Annotated in this window: 16 protein-coding genes; 10 read left to right on the top strand and 6 right to left on the bottom strand. The window is 38.4% G+C overall.

What is annotated here, in order from left to right; all coding sequences use genetic code 11:
- A partial coding sequence (locus ACP6PM_RS18745) for a HAMP domain-containing protein (RefSeq protein ID WP_426587250.1) occupies window positions 1-1,359 on the bottom strand: 1,359 nt, incomplete at its 3' end.
- 762 nt (window positions 1,360-2,121) lie between these two features.
- Between ACP6PM_RS18745 and ACP6PM_RS18750 the strand changes: the two genes are divergently transcribed.
- The 4 genes from ACP6PM_RS18750 to ACP6PM_RS18765 all read left to right on the top strand — a co-directional run bounded on the left by ACP6PM_RS18750 (window position 2,122) and on the right by ACP6PM_RS18765 (window position 7,847).
- The gene (locus ACP6PM_RS18750) at window positions 2,122-3,054 is read left to right on the top strand and encodes an NAD-dependent epimerase/dehydratase family protein (RefSeq protein WP_426587298.1); all 933 of its coding nucleotides are present in this window, start codon (window positions 2,122-2,124) and stop codon (window positions 3,052-3,054) included.
- A gap of 91 nt (window positions 3,055-3,145) precedes the next feature.
- The gene (locus tag ACP6PM_RS18755) at window positions 3,146-3,412 is read left to right on the top strand and encodes a hypothetical protein (RefSeq protein ID WP_426587252.1); all 267 of its coding nucleotides are present in this window, start codon (window positions 3,146-3,148) and stop codon (window positions 3,410-3,412) included.
- Window positions 3,400-3,846 carry a type II toxin-antitoxin system VapC family toxin gene (locus ACP6PM_RS18760; RefSeq protein WP_426587254.1) on the top strand — a complete coding sequence of 149 codons (447 nt, stop codon included), beginning with the start codon at window positions 3,400-3,402 and terminating at the stop codon, window positions 3,844-3,846. The genes ACP6PM_RS18755 and ACP6PM_RS18760 overlap by 13 nt, the downstream gene beginning before the upstream one ends.
- A 1,172-nt stretch (window positions 3,847-5,018) precedes the next feature.
- A complete protein-coding gene (locus ACP6PM_RS18765; RefSeq protein ID WP_426587256.1) occupies window positions 5,019-7,847 on the top strand; it encodes a pentapeptide repeat-containing protein in 2,829 nt (942 codons plus the stop codon).
- A gap of 417 nt (window positions 7,848-8,264) precedes the next feature.
- Here the strand turns inward: ACP6PM_RS18765 and ACP6PM_RS18770 are convergent, their stop codons facing one another.
- Both ACP6PM_RS18770 and ACP6PM_RS18775 read right to left on the bottom strand, forming a co-directional pair.
- Window positions 8,265-9,635, bottom strand: a complete 1,371-nt coding sequence (locus ACP6PM_RS18770) for a DUF1822 family protein (protein WP_426587258.1) — start codon at window positions 9,633-9,635, stop codon at window positions 8,265-8,267.
- 382 nt (window positions 9,636-10,017) lie between these two features.
- Entirely contained in the window at window positions 10,018-10,653 is a 636-nt protein-coding gene (locus ACP6PM_RS18775) for a sigma-70 family RNA polymerase sigma factor (protein ID WP_426587260.1), read from the bottom strand.
- 40 nt (window positions 10,654-10,693) lie between these two features.
- Between ACP6PM_RS18775 and ACP6PM_RS18780 the strand changes: the two genes are divergently transcribed.
- The 5 genes from ACP6PM_RS18780 (at window position 10,694) to ACP6PM_RS18800 (ending at window position 14,764) form a co-directional block, all read left to right on the top strand.
- Window positions 10,694-10,825 carry a hypothetical protein gene (locus ACP6PM_RS18780; RefSeq protein ID WP_426587262.1) on the top strand — a complete coding sequence of 44 codons (132 nt, stop codon included), beginning with the start codon at window positions 10,694-10,696 and terminating at the stop codon, window positions 10,823-10,825.
- A 73-nt stretch (window positions 10,826-10,898) separates the two neighbouring features.
- Window positions 10,899-11,681: a hypothetical protein gene (locus ACP6PM_RS18785; protein WP_426587264.1), complete on the top strand. Its 783-nt coding sequence runs from the start codon at window positions 10,899-10,901 to the stop codon at window positions 11,679-11,681.
- Window positions 11,682-11,830: 149 nt separating this feature from the next.
- Window positions 11,831-12,205: a hypothetical protein gene (locus tag ACP6PM_RS18790; protein WP_426587266.1), complete on the top strand. Its 375-nt coding sequence runs from the start codon at window positions 11,831-11,833 to the stop codon at window positions 12,203-12,205.
- Window positions 12,206-12,655: 450 nt separating this feature from the next.
- Window positions 12,656-13,786, top strand: coding sequence for a hypothetical protein (locus ACP6PM_RS18795; RefSeq protein ID WP_426587268.1), 1,131 nt, complete (start codon window positions 12,656-12,658; stop codon window positions 13,784-13,786).
- A gap of 171 nt (window positions 13,787-13,957) precedes the next feature.
- The gene (locus ACP6PM_RS18800) at window positions 13,958-14,764 is read left to right on the top strand and encodes a calcium-binding protein (RefSeq protein ID WP_426587270.1); all 807 of its coding nucleotides are present in this window, start codon (window positions 13,958-13,960) and stop codon (window positions 14,762-14,764) included.
- 131 nt (window positions 14,765-14,895) lie between these two features.
- On the opposite strand, the gene ACP6PM_RS18805 is transcribed toward ACP6PM_RS18800, so the two are convergent.
- The 3 genes from ACP6PM_RS18805 to ACP6PM_RS18815 form a co-directional block, all read right to left on the bottom strand.
- Window positions 14,896-15,954, bottom strand: coding sequence for a S66 peptidase family protein (locus ACP6PM_RS18805; protein WP_426587272.1), 1,059 nt, complete (start codon window positions 15,952-15,954; stop codon window positions 14,896-14,898).
- Between the two features lie 701 nt (window positions 15,955-16,655).
- A complete protein-coding gene (locus ACP6PM_RS18810) occupies window positions 16,656-17,738 on the bottom strand; it encodes a calcium-binding protein (RefSeq protein ID WP_426587274.1) in 1,083 nt (360 codons plus the stop codon).
- A 1,293-nt stretch (window positions 17,739-19,031) separates the two neighbouring features.
- Window positions 19,032-21,638: a calcium-binding protein gene (locus tag ACP6PM_RS18815; RefSeq protein ID WP_426587276.1), complete on the bottom strand. Its 2,607-nt coding sequence runs from the start codon at window positions 21,636-21,638 to the stop codon at window positions 19,032-19,034.
- Window positions 21,639-23,405: 1,767 nt separating this feature from the next.
- On the opposite strand from ACP6PM_RS18815, the gene ACP6PM_RS18820 reads away from it, so the two are divergent.
- Entirely contained in the window at window positions 23,406-26,090 is a 2,685-nt protein-coding gene (locus tag ACP6PM_RS18820) for an AAA-like domain-containing protein (protein WP_426587277.1), read from the top strand.
- The last annotated feature ends 522 nt before the right edge of the window (window positions 26,091-26,612 follow it).

The following is a 26,612-nucleotide window of genomic DNA, read 5'->3' on the forward strand; positions in this document are numbered from 1 at the left end:
ATTTGCTAAAAATTCATCCTTGAGTTTATCTAAACGTTTTAGTTCAGAATTTTTTGTTTCTAGAGTGTTAAATGATTCTTCTAATTGCACAGCCATTGTATTAAATGAATGGGCTAATTCTCCTAGTTCATCAGAGTGTTTAACTTCTACTTTTTGTTGCCAATTTCCTTTGGCAAAAGCTTTAGCTGCTTTATTTAACCTGAGAATTGGTTTTATCACCCACCGAGAAGTTAAAATTCCACCAGTTATTGCTAATCCTAATGCACCTAAACATAAGAAAATTGTATTGCGTCTTTGAATATTAATTTCCTCCATAAAATCTGCTTCTGGAACTACTACTACAATCAACCAATCAATACCAATACCATATTTTACAGGTTTAATTTCTAGGAAATTTCGTTGATGATTAAACTCAAAACTTAATTGTTTACTTTGATTTATATGAGTTAGACCTAAGAATCTTTTCTGTAAGTATTTAGCAGCAGCTTTAATTAATGGTTCACTACTTTCTGAGAATTTCAATCGTTGTAATTTTTTTCCATTAGCTTCAGTCGTAAATAGCACTTCTGAAGTAGACGTAGCTACCATTAATCCCGAACGTTCGACAATGAATATTTTACCCGATTTACCAATTTTTAAATTCTGTAGAAAATTGCTAATTTTTTCTAAGCTTAAATCAACTGAAAGTACGCCCTGACGAATACTTTTTTGGTCATAGTAAGGCAATACATGAGCAATTCCTAAATTATTTATTGAACCATTTCCACTGATCCAGGGGTATATTTTACTCCAGGTTGGTATACCTGTTTTTATAGCAGCTTGATACCAAGGTCTTGTTCTTGGATCGTAATCATATTCTCCTATTGGTAGTTTAGCTATATTACCCTGGTTGTCTAAGAGATATTCTTGCAGTTGTCCATTACTAAATTCATCACTAATTCCCAGTTCTAAACTATTTTCATTTAATCTCAATACCCAGATTACTTCTCCTTTTTCACTACCAAAACCAATGCTACTTACTTCATTAAATAGTTGAGTTTGTTGAAATAGATATGGTCGCCAACTAATTAAATTGTCTATGTCTAAGTTATTCAAAAGAAGAGCATCTCTATTAATTTGATTAATAAAGGGAGGAATTTTTAGATAGCTTTCTAGATGTTCATCAACACGGGTAGTTACTTCACGGAGTAGCTGATTAGCAACATTATTGACTGCTTTTTGTCCATTGCGTAATGATAGCCATCCTGTTAAACCTACAGCAACCATAATTTGCAGCACTATAGGTAAGACAAAAACTATGCGTAGAGAAGTTTTTCGATCCTTTATTTCATTTGATTTATCTGAATATCTAGTTGGCATAAGTAAATTTATCCTGATATTACAAAGAATAGGGAATAGGGAGTAGGGAATAAGCTAAGACCCATTTAAAATGTGTCTTAGCAAGTCAGATAGGGGAGCCGTCGGATTGGCGACGTAAAGAAGTAATAAGGCTTGTACTTTTAACTTGGTACACAACAAATTAAGTCGTTTAAATGCAAAACCGCTTAGGGAATAGGAAATAGATATAATAATCCTAAATTGGTTATGATCTTTGTTTATAACAATTAATATTAACGGAAAACCTTGAAAATTCTCTACATTGCCAACCCAACGGCTCCTCTACCTAACTACTGGCTACTATCAGAAAAATATTACAACTCAAATAGGATTGCTATAAGAAATAAAAAACTATATATTATGAACATAATAACTGCTATTTTCTCGGCTTTTAGGTGACAGTCAAATTATGACATCTGATTTTTGATGGCTATGATAAGTATAGCAAGTTTTAGGTTAAGATGCTATCGCAATTATTAGGTGTTAGTGAGGTAGAAATTTATAGGGTTTAGGGAATATCTTAACTGGGAATACAGAACAGAAAAAAGAAAAATAACTGTAAGAAATAAAATTTCATATTTTTCGGATTTATTCCTTCTTGCTTCTTTACTTATTTAAAAATAATACTCTTGACTTTAAGGAGAGTATATGATAAAAATACAAAAAAAATTAATATGACTTTTGACTTTTGACTTAGTAAATAGGTATGATGAAATTATTAGCTATTTAGAACAAGAGGGAAAAATGCGAATATTGATTATGGGTGGCACCCGATTCATAGGGGTCTATTTAACTAAAATTTTGGTAGAGCAAGGGCATGAAATTGTATTATTTAATCGTGGAAATAAACCAGCTCCAGTCTCAGGAATAAAAGAAATTCATGGGGATAGAACTGATGCTAGCCAACTCAAAGAAAAATTAGCATCGGAAAAATTTGATGCTGTTTTTGACAATAACGGACGAAAATTAACTGATACAAAACCTTTAGCAGAAATATTTCAAGGTCAAGTCAAACATTTCGTTTATATGAGTTCTGCTGGAGTTTATTTAAAGTCTGACCAAATGCCTCATATTGAAGGAGATGCTATAGACCCAAAAAGTCGTCATTTAGGAAAATATGAAACAGAAACAGAATTAACAAATCAAGGTTTACCCTGGACTTCTATTCGCCCTACTTATATTTACGGACCACAAAATTATAACGATTTAGAAGCATGGTTTTTTGACAGAATTGTACGCGATCGCCCGATTCCTATTCCTGGTAATGGACTTCATATTACTCAATTAGGTCATGTTAAAGATTTAGCAATGGCAATGGCAAATGTTTTAGGAAATGACAAAGCAATTGGGCAAATTTATAATATTTCTGGAGAACGTTTTGTCACTTTTGATGGTTTAGCTCGCGCCTGTGCTGAAGCTGCTGGAAAATCTCCTGATTCTATTCAGTTAGTACATTACGATCCGAAGCAATTTGACTTTGGCAAAAAGAAAGCTTTTCCATTACGACTTCAACATTTTTTTGCCAGTGTAAATAAGGCGATTACAGAATTAAATTGGCAGCCAGAATTTGATTTAGTTTCTGGGTTAAAAGATTCATTTGAAAATGATTTTATCGCCTCCGGTCGTGACAAAGCAGAGATAGATTTTTCAGTTGATGATGAAATTTTGAAGGAGTAATACTGTTTCACAGATATTGTAGGTTGGGTTGACACAAGGAAACCCAACACCTCTCACACAAAGTCAAAAATCACTAAAACACCAAAATCAAATGCAATCAAGCCATTTAACTAAGAGACTAAAGATTGAAACTAAAGTTCTACCAGGCAACAAGATTGAAATTAATTTGCCTGACAATACTCCCTCAACCTCAGTGGGGCAAACCGTTGAAGTGATTGTTCTGCTACCAGAGCGACCACAATTAGTGCGGCAAAATATTCTGGAATGGATTGAGCAGGTGCGTAGCAGAGGAACTCTCAGAAGCGCCGAAGAAATTAACCGCGACCTGCAAACCGAAAGAGATTCATGGGACAACTAAATTTACCAGATTCCGCCAGAATTTACATCGATACCTCAGTTGTAATTTATACAATTGAGGTCAATCCCAATTATTGGGAATTGCTGCAACCGCTGTGGCAAAAATTTCAAGCAGGACAAGTTGAGTTAATTACTAGCGAACTTACTCTCATGGAATCTCTAGTACTCCCACTTAGGCAATCTAACATCAATCTGATTGCTACCTATGAGGATTTACTTCTTTCCTCAGTTCTGCAACTTATCCCAATTAGTTTACCCATCCTGCGTGAAGCAGCAAGACTACGCGCAACTAAGCTTTCATTGAGAACACCTGATGCTATTCATGCAGCAACAGCGATCGCTGCGGGCTGTACCCAGTTTCTCACCAACGACCGAAAACTAAGGGTTGTCACAAGCTTACCCATTGTAATTCTCGATGAGGCACTGACATTATGAGCGACAGCAGATATTGTTGATTGGGTTAACGCAAGGAAAATCAACATCTTCACCGAAAAATTTGGGTGGTTACGCCTTTTTATACTTTCTTTTTCCCCTCCTGACTCCTGACTGCCACCAAAATATTACAACCTAAATTAGATCAACCCGCCATAGCTCGGTTTGATGTGGTGTTGATAGATGGTTCTGAGTTCACTGGTTTGATTGAACTAGAGCAGGTTTACGCAGCTAACATCATTATCCTGGATGATATTAACGTTTTCAAGAACTATCACAGCTACCATCGCCTAATGGAAGATCCAGATTATGTGCGAACGAGTCATAACCCTTCTCTAAGAAACGGTTACGCTATTTTCCATCGGTTGGGTTATCTCCATCCTGATTCTTCGAGATAATGGAGATTACCGAATAATATCAAATCCGATTAAACAGTTATAGATTGCTTAACTCATGAAGAGTCAGGAGTCGTAGGGGCGAATGGCCATTCGCCTGTACAGGAGTCAGAAGGAGAAAGAATCATAAAGATGAGCGTAGTTATAGAAGATAGGAAATTTTTTTTGTGTCCAATCAAACGGATTTGATATAATCAGGACTTACGCAAAATACGAAATCATACACCATTTGTAGGGGCGAATGGCATTCGCCCCCTACCACATAGCGGTGCGACCCCGCGTCGGCGTCAGACGCAAGCGGTCAGATCCCGCGTCGGCGTCAGACGCAAGGGAATGCTGACCAAGAGAGGGAACGCGCACCAAGAGATGGTGGTTCTGCGTAAGTCCCGATCAATTATCCATTATCCATTAATAAAAATGATATCAATTATTCAACCTTGTCCAAATTGCCAAAAAGATGTAGAAATGTATGTCGGACAACAGGCTTTTATTGATGAGAAAATAGGTTGGTGGAAATCGTATAGTTGCTCTTATTAGACATCTCCGATAATCACTATTCCAAATTCTGCCCGTATATACATAGAAATTCCTCCCGAACGATATAGATTAGAATTATTTAACTAAAAAATATCAGTGCGACTCGTTAGCTAAAAAGCTAGCTTTTTAGAATCCAAGGTGTTTTAACCCCTGGAGACTTTTATTGCATAACCTTATCTCAGTCTAGAAGTATTTTTGTTAAGATAGCAAAACAAGCTCTAAATTGATTTTGTCTATTGAATTATGCCCCAAGACTTTTCTTTTCAAAGTCTGTGCGGTTATTCCTTTAAAGGTCAAGACCTCACAGGTGCAGACTTTTCACACTCAGATATTCGGGGAACAGATTTCAGCAACACCCTTTTGTGCAATGCAAAGTTCACCGATGCCAAAGCTGGAGTGCCACTTCATTATCGCTTAGGCTTAGTTATCATTTCCCTACTTTTATCTGCAATTTCTGGATTGACTGCTGTACTAACGGCTGTCTTTACTGGTTATTTACTCTTTCCTTACTCTATTAGCTCAGACAATTTTTTAGCGTCTGTAATTGTCCTCTTGATATTTGTCCTTTTTTTAACGATCGCTATCCGTAAAGGATTACAGGCAGCTTTTGGAACTGTATTGATAGCAGGAGCTTTACTTGGGACAATAATGGGAACTATGACGGGGACTGTAGCAGGCGTGGCAGCAGGAGCAGTGACAGCCACTTTGACTGTCACAATTGTAGCGGTAATGACTGCTGTTTTAACCACAGTTTTGGCTATGGCAGGAACTGTAGCAGGTCTGGTAGCAGGGGTGGTGGCGATCGCTGCTAATCTAGCAGGGGCCAGAGTAGGGGCGACGATTGGTATTATGGCCGGGAAAGCTGCGATTGAGGTACTGAATAATACTGGTACTATACCCGGAGCGAAATTATCGGCAGTGACAGGAGCGACTAATGCTGCAATGGCGGGAACCCTGGCAGGAAGTTTGTTAGCTGCTTATCTAGCTTGGAGAGCTTTGGCTAAAGAACCAAAATTTGCTTGGATTAGGAAAATTGCCATTACTTTTGCTGCTATGGGAGGCACGAACTTTCGTGGTGCAGATTTAACAGATGCTGATTTCAGTCATTCAACTCTCCCAAGCACTAATTTGAGGGGAGCTACTCTCACTCGTACTCTTTGGCATAAAACACAAAAACTAGACTGTGCGATATTAGATAATACTATACTTGCTAGCTCGAAAATTAGAGATTTGTTGGTCATTGGCAATGGTCGTCGTAAATCTTATGTAGGTGCTAACCTCAGAGGCGTAAATTTAATGTATGCAGACCTGAGCTATGCTAATTTGCGACAAGCAGATCTCAGCGAAGCAACTTTGAAAAAAGCATTGTTAGAGTCGGCAAATTTAACCGAAGTTCAGGCAATTGCTACTAATTTTACAGGTGCGAAACTAACAGGCGCTTGTATTGAGAATTGGAATATTGATGCTAAAACTCAGCTCAATGAAGTTGAGTGTCGGTTTATTTATTTGGAAGAAACCCCCCAGTCTGGAGCTAATAACCGGGAACGCCGTCCTCATTCTGGCGAATTTCAGCCAGGAGAATTTACAAAGCTATTTCAGAAAGTTTTAGATACTATCGATCTAATTTTTCGTAATGGTGTGGACTGGAAAGCTTTTTGCACTGCTTTTAAACAGATGCAAGTCGAAAATGAAGGAATAGAACTGGCAATTCGGGATATTGAACATAAAGGGGATGGAATAATTGTCATCAAGGTTGATGTCCCTGCAAATACGGATAAAGCCAAAATTGATACTGATTTTTATCAAAAATATGAATTAGCTCTCAAAGCTATTGAGGAAAAATATCAAGCTGAACTCAAAAGTAGAGACGAGCAAATTACAATTTATCGCCAGCATCACCAAGAATTAACAGAATTGGCTCAAATACTCGCTAGCAGACCCGTTAATACAAGACCCTTTCAAACCGAACAGAAATCTGTAGATAGTAAATTAGTCACCCTCAAATTTAGTCAAAGTGACTTAAGAACAAACTTCCCCGTAACACTTCAAATTGGTACTGAAAAAAATCGCCCCGTTGTAGAATGTACTGGCGAACTGCCTCCTGCATCGGATATTCTTAATTTTTATGACCAATGGAAATCAGCATATCGTCGTAGTATTAATGTTGGCTACCGCCTTGATGTACCAGAAACCCAAGTTACTAATGTCAGTCGTCAGGAGTTTCTATCAGATTGCTATGAATCAGCACAAAACTTGAAAATTAAACTCAATCAGTGGTTAAACTCAGAGCAATTTCGCCCTGTCAAAGAGGAACTGCTCGCTACATTGAATACCTCTGATTCAATTCGCCTACTTCTGCAAACTGAAAATGATCTATGGCGAATACCTTGGCATTTATGGGATTTTTTCGATCGCTATCCCCAAGCAGAAGTTGCCTTAAGCACGAGTATCTACAAATCTATAGATAAATCTATTTTCCCTCAACCAAAAGTTAAAATCTTAGCCATTTTGGGCGATACCACCGGAATTGATGTTCAAAAAGACCGAAGAATGCTCGAACAGTTGCCAGATGTTGCCGTCACTTTTCTAGTCGAACCGCAACGCAAACAACTCAATGACCAACTTTGGGCACAACCTTGGAAAATTTTCTTTTTTGCAGGTCATAGTGCCAGTAGTGCAGAAAGTCAGACTGGGCGAATTGCAATTAATCCTACGGAAAGTTTGACCATTCCTGAGTTGGAATATGGCCTGAAACAAGCGATCGCCCAAGGATTAGAGTTAGCTATTTTCAATTCTTGTGATGGCTTAGGATTAGCTGCCAATTTAGCCGATCTACATATTCCTCAGATGATTATTATGCGCGAACCTGTACCGGATAGGGTAGCTCAAGAATTTTTGAAATACTTTCTAGAAGCTTTTTCAGGTGGCAAATCATTGATGGCTGCGGTGCGTCAAGCAAGGGAGAAACTCCAAGGTATAGAAGATGAATTTCCTTGTGCTAGTTGGCTACCTGTCATTTTCCAAAATCCAGCGGAGGTTCCCCGAACTTGGGAAGAGTTTCGAAGAATTTAAAGCTAACTTAAGGGACTTCTTAAATAGACATCTCCAGAAAAGAGGGAACAGGGAACAGGGAACAGGGAACAGGGAAGAATAATCGATCACTTCTGGATAAGAATTGATTTTACTTTTTATTTTTGGAGATGTCTAATAGTTATAATTAAAGTTCGTAGTAAAGCTTCAGCCTTATATATAAATTAGGGCTAAAGCCCTACTACAAACAAAAATTTTTTGTTTCACTACGCGACATGCAACGCATCAACGGAACGAGGTTCTATCGTTAATTATCCGGATATGATATTAGATGTCGTAGGGGCGAATGGCCATTCGCCCCTACAAGAGAGAATAGAATTGAGAAAGATTTCGCAATGGCTGAAAATGGAACATTTTTTTTTATAGCGAATTAACCGGATCTGATGTGAGACTTTCCTCTTAAATCATAAAGTCTTCTGTAAGGCTTTCATCTCCAAGAGCTACCCTGACACTGAATTTTTCTCCAGGTTGACCATTTAATCTAAGTTGAATATAAATATCCGCCTGTCTAGCGGTAACTTCCCGTAGAATTTGCCCGGACTCCGAGAGCAAAATGAGTTTTAAATTAGTCGGTAAGTAGGCTGCATTACTGTTAGGATAAACTCTTATAAGCACGCCTGCTTGGCCATTAGCTTTTTGTATGATAGCAACAGCTAGAGCTATAGTATTTCCTACTACTTGCATTCCCCAATCAATCAGTTTCACCCGACGAGTACCAGTAGCAGGATTAGTTGGATCGATTTGCCATAAACTCTCTACAGCCGTCCAAAGTGTTTCATCATCATTAGTGGTACGTAGCAAATTAACTAAAGCACTAATTGCATTTTCATCACCAGAACCAATTTCTCCTAACCGTTTTGCAGCACGTCGTCGTTGATGTTCTTCCTGTTCAGAAGATAGCTGTTCAATTAATCTAGTAATTTCTTGTTGGTCAGATGGAAGTTGATGAGAATCTTCCGCACTCCTAACACTCCAGGCTAAATTTATAGATTTTCTCTGCCAAAAATCCTCAAAACTTAACCATTCAGTTTCAAAAATGTTTTGCAGCCATTGACTTAAAGATACTCTTTTTTGAATGGGTGTGGCAAATTCCTGTTCTAATTCCAAAGCAGCATCTAAAATATCACTTGTAATTTTCATCGTTTTATGGTAAGTATGATAAGCCTCTAGAGGTACTTTGAGAACATCCGTCCAAGCCTCTTCCAGCCGATGAAATTCTGCAATATCTGGGCTTTGTTTAGCCTGAAGTGTTCCAATTTGTAAGCCTAGGGACTCAATTTCCTGCTTTGATGGTGCTTTTTCAAGTAAACCGTGGTAGCGATCGCCTACATTTAGCAATACATCATATATATCTCTAGATAGTCGCTTTCCTAGAGGATGAGATAAATTGCAAACGAGCATGGACTGTACCTGCCAAGTTAAGGCCAGTAAATCTATCTCTATGCCCGAAACCTCTGTGGGAACGAGAATATCTACATCGCTCTGAAAGCGAGTTTGCTCTGAAAAAAGCATTACAGAAAGGACTTTCCAATCTTCCTCTCCTGCTTCTGGTGATTCAGGTTCGGTAACAATCATGGCATAGCGTGGTGGAAAATTTCCCTCTAGAAAGTTTCTTGCAATATCTGAGTACAATTTGTGTTGTTCTTCTATAGAAAATTCTAGGGGACTTTTTACAGAATGACTAATTTTCCAGATTTCGCCTGGTAGAGGTGATTTTAGGCCAAGTTGTTGATGATAATCAGAGGTAAATTGATCGAAGTTGATACGCATGAGCTTTTCATTCCAGACAACGAAAGGAGCATTAGGCTTATTATTAGTTACGGATGAAGTTTAATTACTATAACCTAATTGTAATAATTTTTCACATTTTTTTTGAAGTATACAACAATTTTCATGCTAGTGAGGTACAAAATTCCTTGGTTTTAGGGAACAGGGAACAGAGAATATAATACAAATAAAAATAGATCTACCTCATTAGGCTGAGAAACGCTATATACAGAGAATAATAATTATACTAATTCACTTTAAAGATGTCACAAATAGTTTCAAACTTTAAATGTCAAATAATTGCCTCAAACCTTTCTCTTGTCAAAGTTTTTAGCCTATCCAATCTAACTTCTGAATTATGAATTATGAATTCCGTGAAATGGTATTACCAATTCAAATTGGAGCGGGTTCGCCGTCCTTTTTTGCTCTTACCTTTGAGTTTGTCATCTACATCTGGCAATAACCCTAACTCTTCGGCAATACGGCCTCTTAATTCTTTCCAACGCTTGTTGATAGCGCTCTGTGTAATGCCAAAATCAGCAGCTATTTGGACTTCAGTTTTACCCTCTACTTTGCCTTGCCACAATTTGCCGTACTCTCGATGAGGATGGCGTTCGTCTAACAGAGCGATCGCCTCTTTTACCTGAAAAACTAGATCGGTGTATTCTACTGCGTCCAACAAGTTGAATTCGTCGGCAACGGTTTCCAATAGAGGAATGTCGGTTCCGGGAATATTTTGGTCGAGACTTCTGAAGTTCCTCTGCCTTTCTTTGCGCCTTAAGTCTATGATAGCAAATCTAGCTACTGTTGCTGCCCAATGATAAAAATTCCCTTTTTTTGGGTCAAATTTTTTCGCTTGAAGAACCTGGAAGACTTTTTCATGAGCAGTCTGGGCTGCATCTTCCCAGGAAAGAGAATATTCTCTGGTCTCTTTACGGGCAATTTTCTCTATTATTTGTTGATATTTTGAAGAACTCATCATTTTTTGAATAGGAAACTTTTCTGGTGTGTCTGAAGCCATATAGAGATAATCCTTTGCTAGAATAGTGTCTTTGAAAGTAATGACTGAAGTCAGCCAAAAATTGTGCCAGTCTACTGTGGAATACAAAGTGCAGAAATCCACCACAGGAAAAACAACAGAATTTTTTGAGTCAGTTTCGGAATATTTTTTGTTGCCTATTCGTATTAATTAACAGAAGACTAAATTTTGACTCGATGAAGAGACAAAAGCCCCAATTTTAGATGTAATAAATACCTAGAAAAGCCATGATTATCAATCACGTTAGACGTATAGGAGCACCATTACCGTCAACCATCAACGTTGAGATTATTATCGAAGCAATACCACCAAGCTTTGGCATTCAAAAAGTCCAGGTGCTTGATAATGACAATAATTTAGTAGTGGATTTTGATGGTGAGTGTTCTTTGTTTTTTTCGAGAGTATTGTCGGACATATCAAAAGAATCTCTGCCGATTTTTTTGCGGGTTGTTGAATGTCCATCCCCCGATTCTGAGCCACCACTATCTGGTGAAGTGACGATATCACCACCCTTATTGGCAGAGGAAAGACTGGGCGATTTTCGAGGTGTTATCTGTTTGCCCTTAGATCCCCGAGTATCAGGAATTTCTCCTAATGCTAACAATCAAGCTTGTATCGAGCAAAATACTGCTGTAAACAGCTTGAGAAATGAAATTTTGAGATTATGTGATGAAGCATCGAATCTTCGCGGTCAGCGTGATGCTGCTGCTGCCGCTGGCGTTGCTTTTGGTGTGGCTGCTGCTGCCGCTTTTGGTGCAGCTGCTGCAATAGCTGGTATACCTTTTGTTGGTCAGTTGTTAGTTTGGGTAGTAATAGGTGTTGCTATAGCTCTTCTAGTCGCAGCGCTGGCTGCTGCTGCATCCGCACTAGCCTTTGAGATTGCACTCAATGACAAACTAGGTGAGGTTAATGAGGCTCAACGTCGCTTTCAAGATGCAGCTAGTCAACTCTCAACTGTGTGTTGTCCAGAATACATAACTGCCGATACTGAATCACCTACCTGTTCTTAGGTAGGTGGTGTTTGCCCTAATAGGTAAACAGAACTTTTTTATGAACTACGGAATATTTTTTATTCCTCCCTCGTAATAAGTAATAGAGCAAGCAAATAAGCTTTCTCTACTTTAGTTAGTTTCAATTAGTTAAGGAAAAATTGAAAGCAATGGCAACTTTAGAAGTAACACTTAAAACAGGTAGCGATGATTTACGTGGTGGTAGTTGGGCTGACTTTTGTGTCAAACTACAAAACCGACAACTAAAAAAATTTCCTGAGTTTACAGGACGTGGTGGGTTAAGGAATGGTTCAAATGTTACCAAAAATTTGGAAATTCCTGAGTTAAGCGATCCGAATCAAATTGAGTATTGTCAAATACAACATATCTCTCAGGAAGGTTTTGCCCAAACTGCGGATAACTGGAATTTAGATAAAGTTCAAGTTGTCCTACGTTTTGGTCGATTTCCCCTAGTAGTGGCGGAACATGGTGCTCATCGCTTCCAAGGAAACTCCCGCCTGTTAACTATTTATCCACCTCAATAACCTACTCTACCTTATATTTCCAGGACTTACGCAAAAGATAAAATCATACACCATCTACCATCTGTAGAGGTGAAAGGCGTTTTGCTCCGCAAAATGAAACACCCCTACTAGATATGGTGGTTCTGCCTAAGTCCTGATTTCTAGAAGAGTCTAGACTAAATATTGATTACAAAAATCATTATTTAGTCTAAACTCCACTTGGGAAGTGCAGCTCAATAAACAGCAAAACCGTTAAGTATTTCATATTTTTCAAGACGATCGGGATGAATAAACCAACGTCTAAATTTGATGATTTCTTCATCGATAAATAGAACTTTTTTAGTGAAGTACGGAATATTTTTGGCTTATCCCTCGTAGTAAGTAACAGAGCAAGCAAATAAGCTTTCTCATTAGTTAAGGAAGACAGAAAAATAAATAGGATTTTTTTGATTGATAATTTGGAGAATAATTATGTTCAAGAAATACAGTTCTTTATTAATCAGTAAGGCAAAAATATTCATGCTATCTACATTTTTAGCTGTAGCTAGTACATCAACTATTGTTCCTGGTTATTTTCTCAAATCAGCTTTAGCGGGTGAAGTACAAACAGTTGAAATAGAAGATATCACTGAACCACTTGTACCTAGTAAGTTGGTCGGTGGAGATCGAGAATTTGATGGTAATGGACCTGACATTAAAACTACTGCCAGTTTGCGTATTGGTGATGGTGGACGAGCCTTGTATGCAGACATCTATTTCCATGCTAAGGAAATAAAATCTGACTGGTCAGAAACAGAAGGTCGTTGGTCTCGCAAGGTTTGGGAAGCCCCATCTGGACAGACAATTGAGCGCATTCTATCTGATGACTTTTCGGAAACTAATTTCCGGAGTAAAAAAGCTGGGTTTCAGATCCTTGCTCCTACTGAAGATTGGTTACCTTTTATTGATGGGGTTGTCGCTCTCATAAAACTCTTTGTGGGTAATGATGGCGATACTCCACTTCCTGAGGGAGACATCGCTCAAAGGCTACCTTGTGACACATTTGAAGAGTGCCGAGATATGCTCAAACGAGGTTTGCTCAACATCTCTGGAGACAACTATGTTCACATCCAACCTTCAACACGAGGAAATCTTGTATCATCCTTCTTGATTGTCGGAGATACAGGTGGGGATGACATTAGCGATGATAACAACCCTAAAGACGATACCCGAATTGTTGCGATTGCCTTTAATCCTGTTAGAGTTAATTTAGAAGGTACGTCTACAGTGGGAACAACCAGTTCACCCTTGCTTTCCAGCAATACTTGTGCAAACAATATACAAGGAAGAATTGCTTGGGATTATAACGGTAATAAGAGATGGAGTCAAAACAACATAAATCGCTTATGTCAAGGTGCTGAGGGAACAGTGGAGCCAGCAGTATGCTTCAATCGAGTCATGCACAGTGGTATTAATTGGGGTGGTGGTACTTCTTGGAATTGGCAGAATGCTATCAACCTCTGCGAAGGGACTCAAAATGCAAGTTTGACTATAGGTTGCTTCCAACGAGAAATTCAAAAACGGCGTCCATGGTCACAAGCTATCCAGACCTGTAGTAAATAGGATAAAACTATTGCCGTAGTTGCTAATACAAACGATGTCGTTCCATCTTCAGATTTTATCTTTGTTTATTCTTGGCTCACCTATAACAGTGGCATAAACTGCTCCATAGTTAAATTATCCAGACTTGTTCATCTATCAATACTACACTACAACAACTAGGAAAAAATAGATATGGTTAGAATCAGCGGTACTTCATACAATGACAATGGTACATTCCAAATTATTCCCACTCCAATCTTTCCTGGAATACCCACTCCACCTCAAATTCTTTTCTTTCCTATTTTGGAAGGAACTGATGAGCCAGACGAAATCTTTGGCAATAACGGTAATGATATTGCCCTAGGGAATGTGGGTAATGATTCGATTTTTGGTGGTTCTGGGGACGACGAACTGTCTGGTGGACTAGGCAACGATTATATTGAAGGTGGCTCTGGTGGAGATACAATCAATGGTGATACTGGAAACGATCTGCTATTAGGAGGTCGCCAGAATGACATCTTGAGCGGGGGAAACGGAGATGACATCTTGATTGGCGCGGGTTTAAATCCCATTCCTCAACCAGCAGACCCCGACTTTACTCCTCCTCCCGGTATCGATGAGATTGATAATTTGACTGGAGGAACCGGAGCGGACACTTTTGTTTTAGGGGATGTCGATCGAGTTTACTATGATGATGACAACAATTCTCTGTTTTCAGATTCAGGCTTGAGTGACTATGCCCTAATTACTGACTTCACCGACGGTCAAGATACTATCCAACTCTATGGGGGTGTTACTTACGAGATAAGAACAGTAAATATTGGCTCGATCAATGGAACTGGCATCTATGTAGATAAGGGCACGATTAATTTCCCGCTACTTTTTGGTGGTGGTACTATCAACATTCCATTAGCAGATGAACTAATTGGAGTTGTTCAAGGAGTCGATCCGTCAGCATTAACTATCTCAGGGGGGAGTGATATTACAACCATTATCTAATGAAAATGTATAATTTTCAAATGCAGAAGACGATCGCTAGTAAAAGCAAATTTACTATAGGCGATCGTCTTTTTACTTTAACAATTTTTTCCCTCCTGACTCCTATAAGAGTTTTCAAACATTTATTTACCCTAAACCACCGCAGTTTCTAACATTTGAATTGTACCGCGACTTGCATCAATTTCCACTTCTACTCCCAATGGCACTGTAAACTTATCCCGAATATGACCGATCGCCGTACCATACCAAGCGGGAATACCTAGAGGTCTAATAATATCTAACAAAACCTGCCATAAAGTTAACGTGGGAAAATTATCCTCTTCATCCAGACATCGAGTACATCTGGCAAAGACAAAACCATTCAACTGCTGCAAAATGCCAGCTAAACTCAAATGAGTCAACATTCGATCTACCCGATAAATATCTTCTCTTATCTCCTCCACAAACAAAATTTTCCCTTGCCAGTCTGGCAAAAAATTCGACCCCACCATCGCTGTTAACACAGATAAATTGCCTCCCACCAGTCGCCCCCGCGCTTTTCCACTTGTTATAGTTTTCACAATATTCGGGGGAGGTTGCAAAGTCATCGCTTTTCCTTCAAGCAGTATACCTTTGAAATAACCAACAGAAAATTTATTCCAGGTAGATGTACCAAAAGGACCGTGAAATGTCACGAGACCACTGCGAGCATATATCGCCAATAATAGAGCAGTAATATCACTGTAACCGATGATAATTTTGGGATTTTTCCGAATTAAGTCATAATCTAATAATGGCAAGATGCGACTGCTACCCCAACCACCTGTGGTTGTTACTAATGCTTTTACTTCGTCATCCGCAAACATGGCATTAATATCTGCAGCGCGGTCTATATCTTTACCTGCTAAATATCCATATCTATCGAGAGTGTGGGTGCCAACTTTTACTTTAAACCCTTGTTGCCCTAAAACCAAATTGACGTATTTAAGTTCATGTTTAAAAATCATACTGGCAGGACTAACTAATGCTACGGTATCGCCAATTTTAAGGCGGGGTGGTTTGAGAATAGGTTGGGGCGATACTGCTGACGCAAAGCTCCGGGAAGGCTTATTCGTAGCAGTAAGTTGGGTTGCTAATAAACTGAGACCTAAGAATTTTAAAAAGTAACGGCGATCGCTCATTATTAAAGTAGGAATAAAAAAACCTAACATAAATTTCTTGATTATATTCTATAGGAAAAGGTCATTTCAGTTATCAGTTATCAGTAGCGCTAGCTGAAGCTTCGGGATTGAAATCTTCTCTTGGTCGATTAGAGATGGCGAGGAAGCCTCGCCATCTCTCGACCGCTCTTTATCCCCTATCCAAGGGGAGGCGGAGGCTAGTGACCACAATTTTTCGGTAAATCAAGAGATGAAACTTTAAGAGTAGTCTGTTTCTGATACCTCTAAATATTTATAGCAATCCTATTTTATTTGTGTATAAAAATCTTACCGCTTTTAGGGAATAGGGAACAGGGAACAGGTGGGAGTTTCAGTTTTTTTATCTACTTTTTGATTACCCGCAACCTATGCGCGGATTGCTATAATACCATTTCTCAAAAAGAATGCTTACCCGATCGGGTGGGGAAGTGTGGGGAGTAGTACGGACGTTTCGCTGCGCGACATGAAACGCATTTTTGTTATGCAACGTCCGTACGGGAGAGATTAAAAGTAGGAAAAATATATACTAAACGACTAATAATTGTCAAAAAAAGACTTTAAATCTTGGTAACTATTGAGGTGTTGAAGTATAGCTGAAGTATAGCGTTAATGCATGGTAATTGGTATAACCATAGTAAGTGATGGGTATCACCCCTAGTAGAAAATCATCTTACCAATTACCAACGCCAGAATTTAAGCTGCTATTAGTCACACTACTCAACAAAAGAGATGTTGTCGTTGCTAAGTGTAAAGCCAATGGGATTTTCCAGAATGGCCATTACCAAAGGTCCATTATTAGGCGATAACTCACCTGTAGCTGAATCATAGCTGAGGTCATCGATACTTGTGATACCATATGCAGACATATCAATCTCAATCATGTCTCCTTCAGTCCCATCGAAGTCAGTTATAGTGTCTGTCAAGGAAAATATTGCACTAAAGGCAAAAGTGTCAGAACCATCACCACCTGTAAGAGTATCGTCGTCATGACCACCATCAAGATAATCGTCTTTAGAACCACCTACGAGCAAATCATTACCCCTCCCACCTAAGAGAGTATCGTATCCCCATGCACCCCAAATCGAATCGGCACCATTACCCCCTTCAAGATAGTCGGTGTGACTTCCACCATAGAGAATATCATTACCGTCCATACCAAAGATAGTATCTTCGCCATCCCCACCATAGTGAGTATCATTACCATCACCCCCTTCAAGATAGTCGGTGTCATTTCCACCATAGAGAATATCATTACCACCCTCACCATAGATAGTGTCATTTCGATCAAGAGTGTCATCGTCTACTCCACCGATCAGAGAATCGTTGCCATCCCCACCAGAGATCAAGTCATTTCTTGATCCACCATTGATAGTATCGTTATCTCTTCCACCATAAATAGTATCGTAATAGGAACCGCCATCAATCCAATCGTCGCCATCTCCACCGTCTATATAATTATATCCATGATTATCAAATATAATATCTTCTCCTTCTTGACCATAAATAGTATCGTTAGCAGCACCGCCATTAATTGAGTCGTCGCCATATCCACCCTCTATATAATCGTTTCCGGAGTCACCATCTATAGTATCATCTCCATATCCACCGTAAAGCCAATCGTAATTTCCATCACCATTAATTGAGTCGTCGCCACGTTCACCATAGAGAGTATCATTTCCCAAATCCCCAATAAGTGTATCATTGTAATCTGTCCCAATATACTCATAGTCTGTATATGGATCGCTACCTTGCCAGTATACCCCTTGATTAGACGATGTTGGAAACCAGTTTACCATTGTTCTATCTCCTTGTAATTAATCTTTTCTTGTTTGATTGGGAAGAGGTTGTTCTCTTTCCGTTGTTGATAGTACTATCGCTTAAATTTTCGGCAGAAACAATACCTAAAAGTTCACTTTTATTCAGGAGTTTTGTTGGTGAATAAAACTGAATTTTTAGGTGAATAATTTGTCTGGAAAATTTCGAATTAATCAGATATTAATGTAGCGATAATTGATGCTATAACTGGAAAGTGGCTATTTTTAGTAGATGTTAAATCAACTCAGGAAAGTTCAGTTTTATTTAGTGGCTGAAAAAATCAACAGATTCGGCAATTAACCAGGGCAAACGCATCTAATTTGCGTATTCCTGTATATAGTGTTTTTAAAATTAAATGCACACTATATGTGGAAAGTATATTCTCAACAAGCGCAATAAACCGGGGTTTATTGATAATTACCCCCAATTTATTGACAAGATGCGTTTGCCGTGAGCAATTAACAATGAACAATTAATAATTAATAATTACCCCTTCTTGAAAGAAGGGGATTGGCTAAAAGGAATTTTTTTTGATTTATCCCCTTGAAAGGGGAGGCTTTAAACCTTAATTGTTGAATGAATAATTAATTATTGACTATCAACTATTAATTATTAATTATTAATTATTAACTATTAATTATTAATTATTCGGTAAATGTCCTATAGACGGGGTCCTTCAGCATTTTAGAGTAGATGTCTCACAAATTCAATACAAGTTTGATGCTCAAGGGGCAACACATCTGTAGGTGGAGCGATCGCCTCAATTATATAGAACCCATTTGATAGCTATTTAAAAAGAGATGAGGAGATTCGGAGATGGGGAGATAGGGGCCTAGATTCTACCTTTTTCCCCTATCCTATTTCTCTGATATAGAATCCGGTTATACAGTATATGTTTATAATTCTATCCACACTTTCTCGCCTTCAATCTCTCACCTCCCCTTCTCCCCACCCATCCCACACTCCCCACACTCCCCACCACCAAATATATGATAAGTATTCAACCGGATTTGATATGACTCCTGACTCGGTGCTCCTGACTCCTTTGCCAAAAACCCGCAGCTTTGCAGAGATAGACTTAGGGCTTCTATAACCACAAAAAAAGCAGATGAATCTAGGTTTGAAGATTCATCCGCTGTCAAGTTGAGGAGTTGAAATCAATAATTTAAGCTGCTATTAGCACACTCAATCATTACTCAACATAAGATACTATTGTCACCACTATTCCACTATTGCCCACTAGATACTCGTCCTGAACACTACCCTAAAAAAGCTCAAGAAAAAAGCTCAAGATCTGTATTAATATTAAATTCAGATTCACTTGCTAGATTCTCAATAGTAAATATATTTGACCTCATAGCAGCATTCCCCACTCTAAAATAAGTCGACAAAACTCCAGATTGCGCATCAGAATCGTAAATAAACTGAAAAGATCCTTTGGTTAAATTATCTTCGCCGAATACAGTTTTGTCAACCTGAATGACATCTCCTTCAGAAGCGGAGAAGTCAGTAATAACATCAGTGGTATTATCATCATAATTCCAGTTTAAGGTATGATCGTTGTAATCAGCAATAAACGTATCAGCTCCAGGACCGCCAGTAAGACTATCGACACCATAACCACCGTTGAGAGTATCCTCACCCCCATACCCATTCAAAGTATCGTCACCGTAGCCACCAGAGAGTTGATCGGGAACATTGCTACCATCAAGATAATCGTTTCCATCACTACCTTCTTCGATAATCTGACCAGTAATTGGGAGAGGATCTGTGTTTTGAACATTGTCAAGATAGATAGCTTCACTTGCCAAGTTAAATGGAGCTTCCAGACTTACAATCGTAGCTCCAGTTGCAGAAACTTTTAACTCACCCGTAATTCCATCCAAGCTGAGGTCACTGACACTACTGAAACCGTAGATAGACGTATCAATATTCATTATGTCTCCTTCATCGCTATCGAAGTCAGTGATGACATCTTCTTTCGAGTTTCCACCCAACACAAAAGTATCAGCGCCAGTACCACCTGACATAGTATCATAGCCTTTATCACCATAGAGAATATCGTTTGATTCATTACCATATAGACTGTCATCGCCCATCCCTCCATAAATACTATCATCGCCTTGGTTTCCATACATAATATCCTTGCCATTACCACCCTCTAACTGATCCGCACCCCAACGACCTACAAGAGTATCATTGTCAAAACCACCGAGTAGTGTGTCTGCATCCGAACCACCGAAGAGAGAATCGTCGCCTTCGCCACCATAAATAAAATCGTTCATATCCCCACCATGGATAGTATCGTTACCACCCTCACCATAGATAGTGTCGTTTCCATCAACAGGGTCGAAGTCTACTCCACCTATCAGAAAATCGTGGCCTTCGCCACCAAAGATCAAGTCAGCATCATCGCCACCATCGATACTGTCAGCACCATCACCCCCAACAATAGCGTCAATGCCTTCGTAGCCGAAAAATAGATTGGCCTCACTATCACCTGTGATATAGTCATCATATTTACTGCCAGCAATACCTTCAATGTCGTACAGTTCGTCAGTGTCGCCAAAGTTGTCAGTAGCATAGACATTTGATAAGTTGACTGTTATGCCTTCAGCCGGAGGATTAAAATTATCATCTTCTTCAATATAATAGGACACCAAATCAAAGCCATCACCACCGAAAATATCGTCATTTTCCCTTCCAGGATAAAATATATCATCACCGCCAAAGCCATACATATTATCAGTACCAGCTTCATCCTCATTCCCTTCGCGATAGCCATAAAGGGTATCACTATGTTGGGTTCCGTACTGGTAGTCTACACTATCACTACCCTGTATCTCTACTCCAGAGTAGCCTCCCAGCACCAAGAATCTGTTATCTCCGAGATCCTCTACATCTGATGATGAAATCTCCAGAGTTTCATTGTTGCCTTCTTCATACTGTAGAAAAGTCTGGGCATTGTTGGAATCAATAATTAGTGCATTTTCTTCCAGAGTGTTGAAAAATCCATGCTTTATATGGTTGCTAGTGTCATCACCTATTAATCCATCATACTTGTCATTTAGCTCAACCGTTGCAATTACATCAGTGCTGTCATCGTCCATTGTGACCTTAAGCAAGTTGTCGCCAGTAGTATCAATGTCGATATCGATTCCCCCTTGAGTTGGTAGAGGAATTAACAAGACATCCTCGGCAGGGTCAAAGTCTGTGATTGTTGCAGAGCCACTTCCTGGTTCCTGGTACTCAAAAGGTTCATTATCTCCACTGTTGGTGATGGCTTTGGCAACATCAAATACGAGGGGTACCATTTCTTTGACCATTGAGGAGTAGCCAAATGAAACACCAAGAAAGAAAATGTCGCTGAAATCTCCAGCCACGCTCAGACCTAAGTTCTGCCAGTCAATACCTTGACCCGAAGTAACTGAACTGCTGTCTAACCCACTAGAATGACCCAAGAAGAAGGTGTCGCTGCCAGTCCCACCAGTTAGCACATCGCTTGCACCTTCACCCAAATTACCAGGGTACAAGATATCGTTTCCACTTCCACCATCAATAGTATCATTCCCCTCCAGACCAAAAAGTGCGTCATTTCCACCATAACCATTGATAACTTCGCCAAAGTCACCATCCCAATAGGCAGTATCTGCAGCAGTTGATTTAGAACCTACCTCTGCCCACTTATCACCATCAGCTCTAATATAACTTACAGTCAATGGAGATACGCCATAAATTTGGTTAGCCTGAGCGTTACCATTTATAGTTTCATATACACTACCGTAGACTCGCCCAGTTGTACCTTCCATATTAGTGGAGATAGTCCCATCACTGTTATATTCATGAAATCTTACTTCATTGGTAAAATTGCTTGTGGACATATCCATGGTTTCGTAATAATTTCGGTAAATAACAGTGAAGGTATATCCAAGATTTGAATCATCGTAACGATAAATATCTTCAAATGACATTGTTCTGTCTCCTTGAGTTAATAGTTTGTTTTTTGTTTGTCTTGGTAAGAGGTTGTTCTCTTTCCCTTGTTGATACTACTATCACTTAATTTTTCGGCATAAACAATACCTAAAAGTTCACTTTTATTCAGGAGTTTTGTTGGTGAATAAAACTGAACTTTTAGGTGAATAATTTGTCTGGAAAATTTCGAGTTAATCAGATATAAATGTAGCGATAATTCAGACTATGACTCGAAAGTAGCTATTTTTAGTAGATGTTAAATCAACTCAGGAAAATTCACTTTGATTCAGGAAAGTTCACTTTTATTCAGTGGCTGAAAAAATCAACAGAGTAAATGTCCTATAGAAGCAGTCCTTCAGCATTTTATATAGAATCCGGTTATATACTATATGTTTATATCTACAGGACTTACGCAGAGCCACCATCTCTTGGTGCGCGTTCCCTCTCTTGGTCAGCATTCCCTTGCGTCTGACGCCGACGCGGGATCTGACCGCTTGCGTCTTACGCCGACGCGGGGTCGCACCGCTATCTAGTAGGGGTTAACGGCCGTTAACCCCTACAGGTGGCGCATATTTTCATATTTTGCGCAAGTCCTGATCTACACTTCACGGACCACATGGACCAAACGGACTACACGGACCACCCCCCTTATACCAATTCCCAAAAGCATTGCTATACTTAGGTCGCACTTCAGTTATTAAATAATTAACACAGGGGAAATTAATTTTTTGCTCTTTATTAGCCCAGTTAATGTTTATTATTCTTATGTTTATTCCTCCCCACACTCCCCCACTCCCCACACTTCCCCACCCAATCGGGTATAGTATTCTTTTTGAGAAATGGTATTACTCCCTGAACTATACAATAGACTTCTCCAAAAATAAAAAATAAAATCAATTATTATCCATAAATTATCAATTACTCCCCCCTGTTCCCTATTCCCTATTCCCTATTCCCTGACTTCTGCAAGAAGTCTAATAAGTATTCAAGCGGATTTGATATTAGAATAGATGTCCCACAAATTCAATACAGGTTTGATGAAAAAGGGGCAACACATCTGTTTTGTATTCTATTCCCTGTTCCCTAAAACCAACGAATTTTGTATCTCACCAGCATGGGAATTGGTATAATATCAAATCTGCTAGCATCGGTGTTATATCATGTCCGGTTGAATAGTAATAATTAAAGCTTGTAGTATTGCTCTAGCCCTATCTATAGCAATCCGCGCATAGGTTGCGGGTAATCAAAAAGTAGATAAAAAAACCGAAACTCTCACCTGTTCCCAGTTAAGTGTTCCCTCTCTTGGTGCGCGTTCCCTTGCGTCTGTCGCCGACGCGGGGTCGCACCGCTGTTCCCTAAAAGCGGTAAGATTTTTATACACAATTAAAATAGGATTGCTATATAGTTCGGGCTAGAGCAATACTACAAACAAAAACTTTTTTATCACTTATTATCCGGAGATCATATTACTCAGTATTATTAAGATCAGGTAAGCATTCAGCTATCAGTCATCAGCTATTGCTTTTCGCCAATAAAAGGTAACCTTTGAGCATCCCTTAAGATTTATTTTCTAGATACCTTCTAAAGCTTTTCCTTCTTCCTTCTTCCTCAAGCTTTTCCCTCTTTGAGCTAGTGATAAGATAGTAAATGATGAAGTAATTTCTTTCGATATTGAAATGTCTGAAAATAATACTCTGATTAATCAAATTCTAAGACAACATTACAAAATTATCGAACAATTAGGTTGCGGGGGTGGGTTTGGAGAAACTTATATTGCTGAGGATATAGATATACCAGAAAATCCTAAACCTCGGCGTGTTGTTAAACGACTCAAACCGACAATTAAGCATCAAGAAGTCCAGAGATTATTTCAACAAGAAGGTCAAATTCTTAACCGACTTGGGAAATACGATCAAATTCCTACTTTGTATGCTTATTTTGAACATAATCAAGAATTTTATTTGGTTCAAGAACTAATAATAGGTCACGATTTAAACGACGAAATAAGTCAAATTTGGAGCGAAGCTAAAGTCAAAAATTTTTTATTAGAAATTTTAGAAGTTTTAGCATTTGTACATCAAAATGGGGTGATTCATCGAGATATTAAACCAGGCAATATTATGCGACGCAACGGTGATGAAAAATTAATGTTAATTGATTTTGGTGCAGTTAAAGAAGTAAGTAATATAGTTGTTAATTCTCTGGGACAACCTAGTAGTACAATTGCAGTTGGTACTCCTGGTTATATGCCTGTGGAACAAGCTCAAGGAAGACCACAATTTGCTAGCGATATTTATGCAGTTGGTATTACTGCAATTCAAGCTTTGACTGGGGTTACACCTAGGAATTTTATCCAAGATGAATTAGGGGAAATAGAGTTGCAACAATTAGCTCCTAATATAAGTGAAAATCTGGCTAATTTTTTAACAAAAATGGTTAGGGTAAATTGGAAACAGCGTTACTCTGATGCAGCAGTAGCTTTGCGAGTTTTGCAGGGGAATATTGAACCTATTTCTGGGATGTTTAATTGGATTTTGTTAAAGGCAACTATTGGTTTGCTTAGTCAGGATATAAGTTGTGATTTTAATATTTTTCAAAGTAGTCTAGAATCTTTTATTAACCGTCTCCGGCAAAATAACACTTCTGTGAATTATGAACTATATAAAGTTACGAGTAAATCATTACTAAAAGCACAGGAGAAAATTGTTATTGAATATCGAAATCAGATAGGAGGTTCTTTTCCCACAGTTATTCAATATTCACCATTTCACTCTCAGCAACAACGAGAAGCTTTAGGTTGGATTAATCAAAAACTATTTGAGTTGAGAAGTGAACTAAAAAATCTAAATCAAGCAGAATGTCTGACAAGTTTTACAGAAGATATAAGTTGTTTATTAATTCCTCTACCTCCAGCAGACGAAATTCCTAATTTATGTCAAAGATTTATCCAGGTATTACTTCAGGGAAATGAACCAGATGGGTATTTAGAAAAACTTCAAGATAATGTAGATGGGTTATTAAACTTAGTGGCGATTAATTTTATTCAAGAAATGCAGCAGAATCAGTTGGTAAAAGAAATCTTTGAGTCTGATTTTTTAGGGACAATTAATCAACAACTACCATCAGCTAAATTAACCTTAGAAGATTTAGAGAATTCTCTCCGAAAAGTTAGATTAGAATTAACTAAGTTAAGTAACCAGCAAGAAAAATCCAAAACAATCATAATATCACCACCTATTAATTGCGATCTGACACAACCAGGCAATTCACAAATAAAGACTCAACATCTTGATTTTTCCTCTAATAACTCAATTTCTCCACAAGACCGAAACTCAAATCAACAAGACTTACTATTAGATACTCCCTCTGGTCAAGTAGCACTTAGTTCTCCCTTTTATATAGAGCGATCGCCCATAGAGTCGGAGTGTTATGAAACTATTCTAAATCCAGGAGCATTAATTCGAGTAAAGGCACCCCGACAGATGGGAAAAACTTCTTTAATGAGTCGAATTTTGAATTATGCTGAACAGCAAGGATATCGGAAAGCTTGTTTAAATTTTCAGTCAGCAGATGAAGAGTTTCTGACTAATCTCGATTTATTTTTACAGTGGTTTTGTGCCAGCATTACCAATGAACTTAGTCTCCAAGAAAAATTGTCTGAATATTGGCAAGGAGTCTTAGGAAGTAAAAACAAATGTACAAATTATTTTCAAAGATATCTACTATCAGAAATTTCTACTCCTGTAGCTTTAGGGTTAGATGAAGTAGACCAAGTTTTTCAACATCCAGAAATTGCAACTTCCTTTTTTGCCTTGCTCAGGACTTGGCATGAACGTGGCAAAAATGAGGCAGTCTGGCAAAAGTTAAGGTTAGTAATTGTACATTCTAAAGAAGTCTATATTCCCCTAAATATTAATCAGTCACCTTTTAATGTTGGTTTACCTATAGAGTTACGAGAACTTAACTCGACAGAAGTAGAAAACTTGGTAAAATTACATCATTTAGAATTGTCTTCAGAACAGATAAAAGAATTAATGGCAATGGTAGGAGGACATCCTTATTTAGTCCGTCAAGCTCTCTATTATATTGCCCGAAAAAGAATAACTTTAGAAAAACTATTACAGGTCGCCCCTACAGAAGAAGGCCCCTATTGTGACCACCTGCGTCGCCACTTAAATAATCTTGAAGAAAACCCAGAATTATTAACAGCAATTAAACAAATTATTGCTGTAGACTACCCCGTACCTATAGGTACAAAAGAAGGTTTTAAATTACGCAGTATGGGATTAGTAAAATTTCAAGGTAATTCAGTCATGCCTCTATGTGAATTATATCGGAGATATTTTAGCGATCGCCTGTGACCCCTAGCTATTCCATTTATGGGAAGTGTGAGGGGTGTGGGGAGTGTGGGGAGAAACTACAACCAGAGGGGTTGAATTAACTATTTAATTTGTTTAAAAATACTAATTTTAATCAGTTTATCCTGTTTTAAATCCAGAAATGATGTATTTACCAACTTATAAGACAACATGGATAATGGATAATTGATAATCGATAATTACCTCTGTTTAAAACCGTTCTTGATTGAATATAAGGAAATATTCTAGCACTTTTTTTCCCTTTTTCAAGGGAGGCTTTTAACCTGAATTATTTAATTAATAATTAATAATTAATTATTCGGTAAAGGTTAGGACATTTCTAAATTCTCACACTTCAGTCATAGATTATTCAGTTGTACCAAGAAAAAATAAAGTTCAATATTTCAAGCCTCTGACTTCAGGCAGAAGTACTGATAACTGATAACTGAAATGACTTTTGCCTTGGGCGTAGCACTATATCTAGGGTCTTGACAATGAACTATCTTAATCATATATCATTGTGAA

Source organism: Dapis brunnea BLCC-M229, assembly GCF_050015995.1.
Classification (GTDB): domain Bacteria; phylum Cyanobacteriota; class Cyanobacteriia; order Cyanobacteriales; family Microcoleaceae; genus Trichodesmium.

What these genes read in the sequence shown, in the direction of transcription:
- ACP6PM_RS18760 (WP_426587254.1), top strand. Translation starts at nt 3,400, where the DNA reads ATGGGACAACTAAATTTACCAGATTCCGCCAGAATTTACATCGATACC.
- ACP6PM_RS18820 (WP_426587277.1), top strand. Translation starts at nt 23,406, where the DNA reads ATGTCTGAAAATAATACTCTGATTAATCAAATTCTAAGACAACATTAC.
- ACP6PM_RS18815 (WP_426587276.1), bottom strand. Translation starts at nt 21,638, where the DNA reads ATGTCCACAAGCAATTTTACCAATGAAGTAAGATTTCATGAATATAAC.
- ACP6PM_RS18755 (WP_426587252.1), top strand. Translation starts at nt 3,146, where the DNA reads ATGCAATCAAGCCATTTAACTAAGAGACTAAAGATTGAAACTAAAGTT.
- ACP6PM_RS18775 (WP_426587260.1), bottom strand. Translation starts at nt 10,653, where the DNA reads ATGGCTTCAGACACACCAGAAAAGTTTCCTATTCAAAAAATGATGAGT.
- ACP6PM_RS18750 (WP_426587298.1), top strand. Translation starts at nt 2,122, where the DNA reads ATGCGAATATTGATTATGGGTGGCACCCGATTCATAGGGGTCTATTTA.
- ACP6PM_RS18810 (WP_426587274.1), bottom strand. Translation starts at nt 17,738, where the DNA reads ATGGTAAACTGGTTTCCAACATCGTCTAATCAAGGGGTATACTGGCAA.
- ACP6PM_RS18805 (WP_426587272.1), bottom strand. Translation starts at nt 15,954, where the DNA reads ATGTTAGGTTTTTTTATTCCTACTTTAATAATGAGCGATCGCCGTTAC.
- ACP6PM_RS18785 (WP_426587264.1), top strand. Translation starts at nt 10,899, where the DNA reads ATGATTATCAATCACGTTAGACGTATAGGAGCACCATTACCGTCAACC.
- ACP6PM_RS18790 (WP_426587266.1), top strand. Translation starts at nt 11,831, where the DNA reads ATGGCAACTTTAGAAGTAACACTTAAAACAGGTAGCGATGATTTACGT.
- ACP6PM_RS18770 (WP_426587258.1), bottom strand. Translation starts at nt 9,635, where the DNA reads ATGCGTATCAACTTCGATCAATTTACCTCTGATTATCATCAACAACTT.
- ACP6PM_RS18765 (WP_426587256.1), top strand. Translation starts at nt 5,019, where the DNA reads ATGCCCCAAGACTTTTCTTTTCAAAGTCTGTGCGGTTATTCCTTTAAA.
- ACP6PM_RS18795 (WP_426587268.1), top strand. Translation starts at nt 12,656, where the DNA reads ATGTTCAAGAAATACAGTTCTTTATTAATCAGTAAGGCAAAAATATTC.
- ACP6PM_RS18800 (WP_426587270.1), top strand. Translation starts at nt 13,958, where the DNA reads ATGGTTAGAATCAGCGGTACTTCATACAATGACAATGGTACATTCCAA.
- ACP6PM_RS18780 (WP_426587262.1), top strand. Translation starts at nt 10,694, where the DNA reads ATGACTGAAGTCAGCCAAAAATTGTGCCAGTCTACTGTGGAATACAAA.